The 6,692-nt window shown below is 69.1% G+C and carries 6 protein-coding genes; 1 reads left to right on the forward strand and 5 read right to left on the reverse strand.

Annotated elements, in window-relative coordinates; genetic code table 11:
- Window positions 1-126: 126 nt before the first annotated feature.
- The 5 genes from E1265_RS31410 to E1265_RS31430 all read right to left on the reverse strand — a co-directional run bounded on the left by E1265_RS31410 (window position 127) and on the right by E1265_RS31430 (window position 3,493).
- Window positions 127-876 (reverse strand): Tellurium resistance, encoded by a 750-nt coding sequence (locus tag E1265_RS31410; RefSeq protein ID WP_132934369.1) that lies wholly within the window; start codon window positions 874-876, stop codon window positions 127-129.
- A gap of 126 nt (window positions 877-1,002) precedes the next feature.
- A complete protein-coding gene (locus E1265_RS31415; RefSeq protein ID WP_132934370.1) occupies window positions 1,003-2,154 on the reverse strand; it encodes a DUF475 domain-containing protein in 1,152 nt (383 codons plus the stop codon).
- A gap of 48 nt (window positions 2,155-2,202) precedes the next feature.
- Complete coding sequence (locus E1265_RS31420) at window positions 2,203-2,397, reverse strand: hypothetical protein (RefSeq protein ID WP_132934371.1); 195 nt, start codon at window positions 2,395-2,397, stop codon at window positions 2,203-2,205.
- An 88-nt stretch (window positions 2,398-2,485) separates the two neighbouring features.
- Complete coding sequence (locus E1265_RS31425; RefSeq protein ID WP_132934372.1) at window positions 2,486-2,944, reverse strand: peroxiredoxin; 459 nt, start codon at window positions 2,942-2,944, stop codon at window positions 2,486-2,488.
- 114 nt (window positions 2,945-3,058) lie between these two features.
- Window positions 3,059-3,493 (reverse strand): DUF3052 domain-containing protein, encoded by a 435-nt coding sequence (locus E1265_RS31430; RefSeq protein ID WP_132934373.1) that lies wholly within the window; start codon window positions 3,491-3,493, stop codon window positions 3,059-3,061.
- Window positions 3,494-3,921: 428 nt separating this feature from the next.
- On the opposite strand from E1265_RS31430, the gene aceE reads away from it, so the two are divergent.
- Window positions 3,922-6,654: a pyruvate dehydrogenase (acetyl-transferring), homodimeric type gene (aceE, locus tag E1265_RS31435; protein ID WP_132934374.1), complete on the forward strand. Its 2,733-nt coding sequence runs from the start codon at window positions 3,922-3,924 to the stop codon at window positions 6,652-6,654.
- Window positions 6,655-6,692: the final 38 nt, after the last annotated feature.

The following is a 6,692-nucleotide window of genomic DNA, read 5'->3' on the forward strand; positions in this document are numbered from 1 at the left end:
CCCGCCCCTTCTCGCGCTTCGCGCGAGGGGGGCCGCCGCGCCGCCACCGCGCTGCGCGCGGGGCCGGCCCGTGGCGGCTCCGCGCGCCCGGGCCGGCCGCCCAAGCCAAGCGCAGCGGGTGCGCGGTCACGTGCGGGACGGCTTCGTGCCGCGGCCCCACGACATGCCCCACCCGTACAGCCGGTCGATCTCCGACTGGAAGCCCAGCACGTACTTGACCTCCCGCCGCGCCACCAGCTGCCCCTTGTGGTGCTCGATCAGCGCCACCGCGCACGCCCGCGCCTGCGGCACCGCGTCCGTCAGGCCGACCTCGATGTTCTTGCCGTCGGCCGCGACGAGCGTCACCACCACGTCGGCCCGCGCGAACGCCTCGGACCCGTCGTAGATGTAGACGAAGACCAGCAGCCGTTTGAACTCGTCCTTGTGGTCGAGGTTGACGTAGATCTGTTCGCCGGAGGCCGTGCCGAAGCGGTCGTCGCCGCTGAGTTTGACGTACGGCGGGTCGTTGAAGTCGCCGAGCAGGCCGCCCACCGACTGGACGACGCCCTTGCTGCCGTCGGTGAGCTCGTACATGACGGCCAGGTCGAAGTCGATGGTGGCCACGCCCTGCGAGTGGCCCAGTATCTCGGCCGGCTTGAAGATCTCCAGCGGGTGGCGCCACGCGAAGCGTCGGCCGCCGCCCCCGAGGTCGGTGCTGCTCCGCATCCGCCAGGAGAGGTCGATCCGCAGGGTGCCGGTGTCCGCGCCGGGCGCGGTCAGCGGGGCCGTGGGACGTCGTCTGGTCAGCTCGGTGGCGTAGCTCGACATGCCACCCACCGTGTCGAACTTCTGCTCGGACGCGCCGCCCCTGCGCAGATACGACCACAGCGACGCCATGCCTGCCCCCTTGAGAAGAATCCCGTTGAGAAGAATCCCGTACGCCGCGGGGCGGGCGGTCGGGCCGGCGTCCGCCGGGCCGTGACCATCCCGCCCCGCTTTATGGTTTCCGCGTGTGCCGGCCGCTCACACCCCGGTGCTGACCGGTTTCTGTTCGGAGCCGTTACCGGACTCGCCCCCGTCCAGCCGGTTGGCCCGGACCGAGGACCAGAAGGCCGCCGCGATCAGGCCGACGCCGACCAGTCCTGTGACGACCTCGTGCAGGTGCCAGCGGATGCTGATCAGCAGCATCACGGCGAGGGCGCCGATGGCGTAGTGGGCGCCGTGCTCCAGGTAGCGGTAGTCGTCCAGGGTGCCCTGCCGCACCAGGTAGATGGTGAGCGACCGGACGTACATCGCGCCGATGCCGAGGCCGAGCGCCATCCAGAAGATGTGGTTGGTGATGGCGAAGGCACCGATGACGCCGTCGAAGGAGAAGGACGCGTCGAGCACCTCGAGGTAGAGGAAGAGGAAGAACGCGGCCCGGCCGGCGAGGCCGATGGCGGACGGGTCCTTGCCGGCGCGCTTGGCCTCCGCCTCGGCCTTCTCCAGGGCCTCGTCGGCCTTCTCCTCATCCTCCTCGAGGCGGTTCTCGAAGTAGCCGGAGAGGCCGCCGACGATCAGATAGGTCAGCAGGCCGGCGAGGCCGGAGAGCAGCACCGTCTCGGTCTTGTCGACGTGCGTGCCGCCGTGCTGGTACGCCTGGTGGGCGACGGTGGTGGCGGTGAGCAGCAGCGCGGCGATGGCCACGCCGACGGAGAAGGCGTCGATCTTGCCCAGCTTGGCGAGCGGGCGCTCCAGCCACCTGATCCAGACGTGCTCGCGCTCCTCGAAGACGAAGTTGAGGAAGATCATCAGCAGGAACATGCCGCCGAAGGCCGCGATCGACGGGTGGGCGTCGGTGACCATGGCGGAGTACTGCTCGCGGTCGTCGAGGGCGAGTTCGACGGCCTCTATCGGGCCGACACCGGCGGTGAGCGAGACGATGACGACCGGGAAGAGGAGCCGCATGCCGAAGACGGCGATCAGGATGCCGATGGTCAGGAAGATCTTCTGCCAGAAGGCATTCATCCGCTTCAGCACGCCGGCGTTGACGACGGCGTTGTCGAAGGAGAGCGAGATCTCGAGGATGGAGAGTATCGCCACCACGGCGAAGCCCTCCCAGCCCCAGAAGTAGAGGGCCAAGAGCAGACCGGCGATGGTGACGCCGAACGACCAGCCAAAGGTTTTCAGTAGCACAAGAAGTCCAGTCTCCCGCGCGGGGCCGCGGATATGCAGGCGAACATGTCAGACATTGACCCCGTAGTCCAGGGCGATCCCGCGCCGACCTGTCAGGTCGTGGCGGGCCGGTTCCCTTCCGTCGGCCTGTTTGATGTTGCGAACACAGACGTGGGAGACCGGGGCGGTGCGACGCCGACCGACCTCCGCCTGATGGATGGGCACGGGAAACGCGCTGACCGAGTCGACTCCCCCGTTGGTCACCCGTTCTTCACTCCTTCCACGCGGGACCCGGGGGCCCCGCGCCGCACACGCGTCCCAGCCGGTCCGTTACCCAGGACCGGCGGTGGGCTCACAGTCCCTTGAGGGCCGTGACGTAATCGTTCAGATCGCGGGCGTCGGGCAGGCCGTTCACCACGGTCCAGCGCACGACGCCCTCCTTGTCGATGATGAAGGTGCCGCGCACCGCGCAGCCCTTCTCCTCATCGAAAACGCCGTACGCCCGGGAAACCTCCCCGTGCGGCCAGAAGTCCGACAGCAGCGGGTACTCGAGGCCCTCCTGCTCGGCGAAGACCCGCAGCGAGAAGGGCGAGTCGTTGGAGACGGCGAGCAGCTGCACGTCGTCGTTGACGAAGGTGGGCAGCTCGTCACGCAGGGCGCACAGCTCCCCGGTGCAGACGCCGGTGAACGCGAACGGGTAGAAGAGCAGCACGACGTTCTTCTCGCCCCGGAAGTCGGAGAGCGAGATCGTCTGGCCGTGCTGGTTCTTCAGCCGGAAGTCGGGAGCTGGCTGGGCGGGCTCGATGGCCATGGGCGGGTAATCCGTTCCTCTGGCGAGGGTAAAGTGACGCCGCCCAGCCTACGACGAGGCCCCCCGCGGGCATTCGGACCCCCGGGGAGCGGACGCGCCAGCGCCGGTCTTCGGCTACTTCTTGCCAGCCGCCTTGGGGGTCACGAGCCGGCTGGCGGTCCAGTCGCGGCCGGCGCTGAAGGTGCTGGTCTGGGCGAGCCCCGCGGTCTGGGACGCGTCGCCGATGTCGCTCGGCTCGACGTAGCCGGGTCGTCCGGTCTTGGGCGTCAGCAGCCAGACCGGCGCCCCCGGGTCGATCATCGTGGTGGCGTCCACCAGCGCGTCGGTGAGATCGCCGTCCTCGTCACGGAACCACAGCACCACCGCGTCGGCCACGTCGTCGAAGTCCTCGTCGACGAGCTCCTCGCCCGTGATGGCCTCGATCCCCTCGCGGAGCTCCTGATCGGTGTCGTCGTCATAACCGAGCTCCTGGACCACCTGTCCGGCCTGGAAACCCAGCCTCGCGGCGGGGTTGGTCCGCTCCTCCGCGTGGTCCGCGGTCGCGCTCACGGATTGCTCCTGTCCTGTGTCGGAAAAGTACGGGTAGGCGCGCGCGTGTGTGCGCGGCTTGGGCCGTAGTCCACACGTGCGGGACGGATCGCGCAAGTACCCGGCGGCCGCGCCTGTCCAAACGTTGACGTCTTGGGCGGTTCGCGCAGACCTGCCCGCGGGCGCCGGGGGCGGGCGGTGCGGGACCGCCGCCACGGACCGTGGCGTGATCTGCGCCATAGTCCCACGAACGGGTGTTCGCGGGACGGGTGGGGCGGAGGCGTAGGGTTGCCGGTCGGCGACCGCAGTCGTCGAGCCGCTTTTGTAGGGATCGAAAGAAGATCGCCGACGATGATTACCGCCTAGTAGAGATGACGTTTCGCCGTCAGCGGTACACGATGGAGGCGGCGCGACACAGCAGAGCAGACAACTCACAGTGAAGGAACAGCGTGGCTTCCGGATCAGATCGCAACCCGATCATCATTGGCGGCCTTCCCAGCCAGGTCCCGGATTTCGATCCTGAGGAGACTCAGGAGTGGCTCGACTCGCTCGACGCCGCCGTCGACGAGCGAGGCCGGGAGCGGGCCCGCTATCTCATGCTCCGCCTGATCGAGCGCGCCCGTGAGAAGCGGGTGGCCGTGCCCGAGATGCGCAGCACGGACTATGTGAACACCATCGCGACCAAGGACGAGCCGTTCTTCCCCGGCAACGAGGAGATCGAGCGCAAGATCCTGAACGCGACCCGCTGGAACGCGGCCGTGATGGTCTCCCGCGCTCAGCGGCCGGGAATCGGGGTGGGCGGCCACATCGCCACCTTCGGCTCCTCGGCCTCCCTGTACGACGTGGGCTTCAACCACTTCTTCCGCGGCAAGGACGGCGGCGACGGTGGTGACCAGGTGTACTTCCAGGGTCACGCCTCGCCCGGCATCTACGCCCGCGCCTTCCTGCTCGACCGGCTCACCGAGCGCCATCTGGACGCGTTCCGCCAGGAGAGGTCCAAGGCGCCCTACGGCCTGTCCAGCTACCCGCACCCGCGGATGATGCCGGACTTCTGGGAGTTCCCCACGGTGTCCATGGGCCTCGGCCCGATCTCCGCGATCTACCAGGCGCGGATGAACCGCTACATGCGCGCGCGCGGGATCGCCGACACGTCGAACTCGCACGTGTGGGCCTTCCTCGGCGACGGCGAGATGGACGAGCCGGAGTCGCTCGGCCAGCTGTCGATCGCGGCGCGCGAGGGCCTGGACAACCTGACCTTCGTCGTCAACTGCAACCTGCAGCGGCTCGACGGCCCGGTACGCGGCAACGGCAAGATCATCCAGGAGCTCGAGTCCGTCTTCCGCGGCGCCGGGTGGAACGTGATCAAGCTGGTCTGGGACCGCTCCTGGGACCCGCTGCTCGCGCAGGACCGGGACGGCGTCCTGGTCAACAAGCTCAACACCACCCCGGACGGTCAGTTCCAGACCTACGCCACCGAGACCGGCGCCTACATCCGGGAGAACTTCTTCGGCGGCGACCACCGGCTGCGGGCCATGGTCGAGAACATGACCGACGACCAGATCCTGCACCTGGGGCGCGGCGGCCACGACCACCGCAAGGTCTACGCGGCGTTCAAGGCCGCCAAGGAGCACCAGGGCCAGCCCACGGTGATCCTGGCGCAGACGATCAAGGGCTGGATGCTCGGCCCGAGCTTCGAGGGCCGCAACGCCACGCACCAGATGAAGAAGCTCACGGTCGACGACCTCAAGCGGTTCAGGGACCGGCTGCACCTGCCGATCCCGGACAGCGAGCTGGAGACCGGCGCCCCGCCGTACTACCACCCGGGCCGGGACTCCGAGGAGATCCAGTACATGCACGACCGCCGGCGTGAGCTCGGCGGCTACGTGCCGACCCGTGTCGTGCGGGCCAAACCGCTGGCGCTGCCGGACGACAAGACGTACGCGGCGGTCAAGAAGGGCTCCGGGCAGCAGCAGGTCGCCACCACCATGGCGTTCGTGCGGCTGCTGAAGGACCTGATGCGGGACAAGGAGATCGGCAAGCGGTTCGTGCTGATCGCGCCGGACGAGTACCGCACGTTCGGCATGGACGCGATGTTCCCGTCCGCCAAGATCTACAACCCGCTCGGCCAGACGTACGAGTCGGTCGACCGCGACCTGCTGCTGTCGTACAAGGAGTCGCCGACCGGTCAGATGCTGCACGACGGCATCACCGAGGCGGGCTGTACGGCCTCGCTGATCGCGGCCGGCTCGGCGTACGCCACGCACGGCGAGCCGCTCATCCCGGTCTACGTCTTCTACTCGATGTTCGGCTTCCAGCGGACCGGCGACCAGTTCTGGCAGATGGCCGACCAGATGTCGCGCGGTTTCGTCCTGGGCGCGACCGCCGGGCGCACGACGCTGACCGGCGAGGGCACCCAGCACGCGGATGGCCACAGCCATCTGCTGGCCTCGACCAACCCGGGCTGCGTCGCCTACGACCCGGCCTACGGGTATGAGATCGCGCACATCGTCAAGGACGGCCTGCGCCGGATGTACGGCGAGGGCGCGGAGGACGTCTTCTACTACCTGACCGTCTACAACGAGCCGATCCAGCAGCCGGCCGAGCCGGAGGACGTGGACGTGGAGGGCATCCTCCGCGGCCTCTACCTGCTGCGGCGCGGCGAGGCCGGCAGCGTCCCGGCGCAGATCATGGCCTCCGGCGTGGCCGTGCCGTGGGCCCTCGAGGCCCAGCGGATCCTCGCCGAGGAGTGGGGCGTCAAGGCGGACGTGTGGTCCGTGACCTCGTGGAACGAGCTGCGGCGGGACGCGGTGGAGGTCGAGGAGCACAACCTGCTGCGTCCGGAGGAGGAGCAGCGCGTGCCGTACGTGACGCGCAAGCTCTCGGGTGCGGAGGGTCCGTTCGTGGCCGTCTCCGACTGGATGCGGGCGGTTCCCGACCAGATCGCGCGCTGGGTACCCGGCACGTACCAGTCGCTCGGCGGCGACGGCTTCGGCTTCGCCGACACGCGCGGCGCGGCGCGGCGTTTCTTCCACGTCGACGCGCAGTCGATCGTGCTGGCGGTGCTGACCGAGCTGGCCAAGCAGGGCAAGGTCGACCGCGGCAGCCTGAAGCAGGCGATCGACCGCTACCAGCTGCTGGACGTCTCGGCGGCGGACCCGGGCTCGGCGGGCGGCGACGCGTAACCACTGGGCGGGTGGGGGTTCTCCCCCCACCCGCCTCC

Origin of the sequence: Streptomyces sp. 8K308 (assembly GCF_004348315.1) — a bacterium.
Lineage (GTDB): Bacteria > Actinomycetota > Actinomycetes > Streptomycetales > Streptomycetaceae > Streptomyces.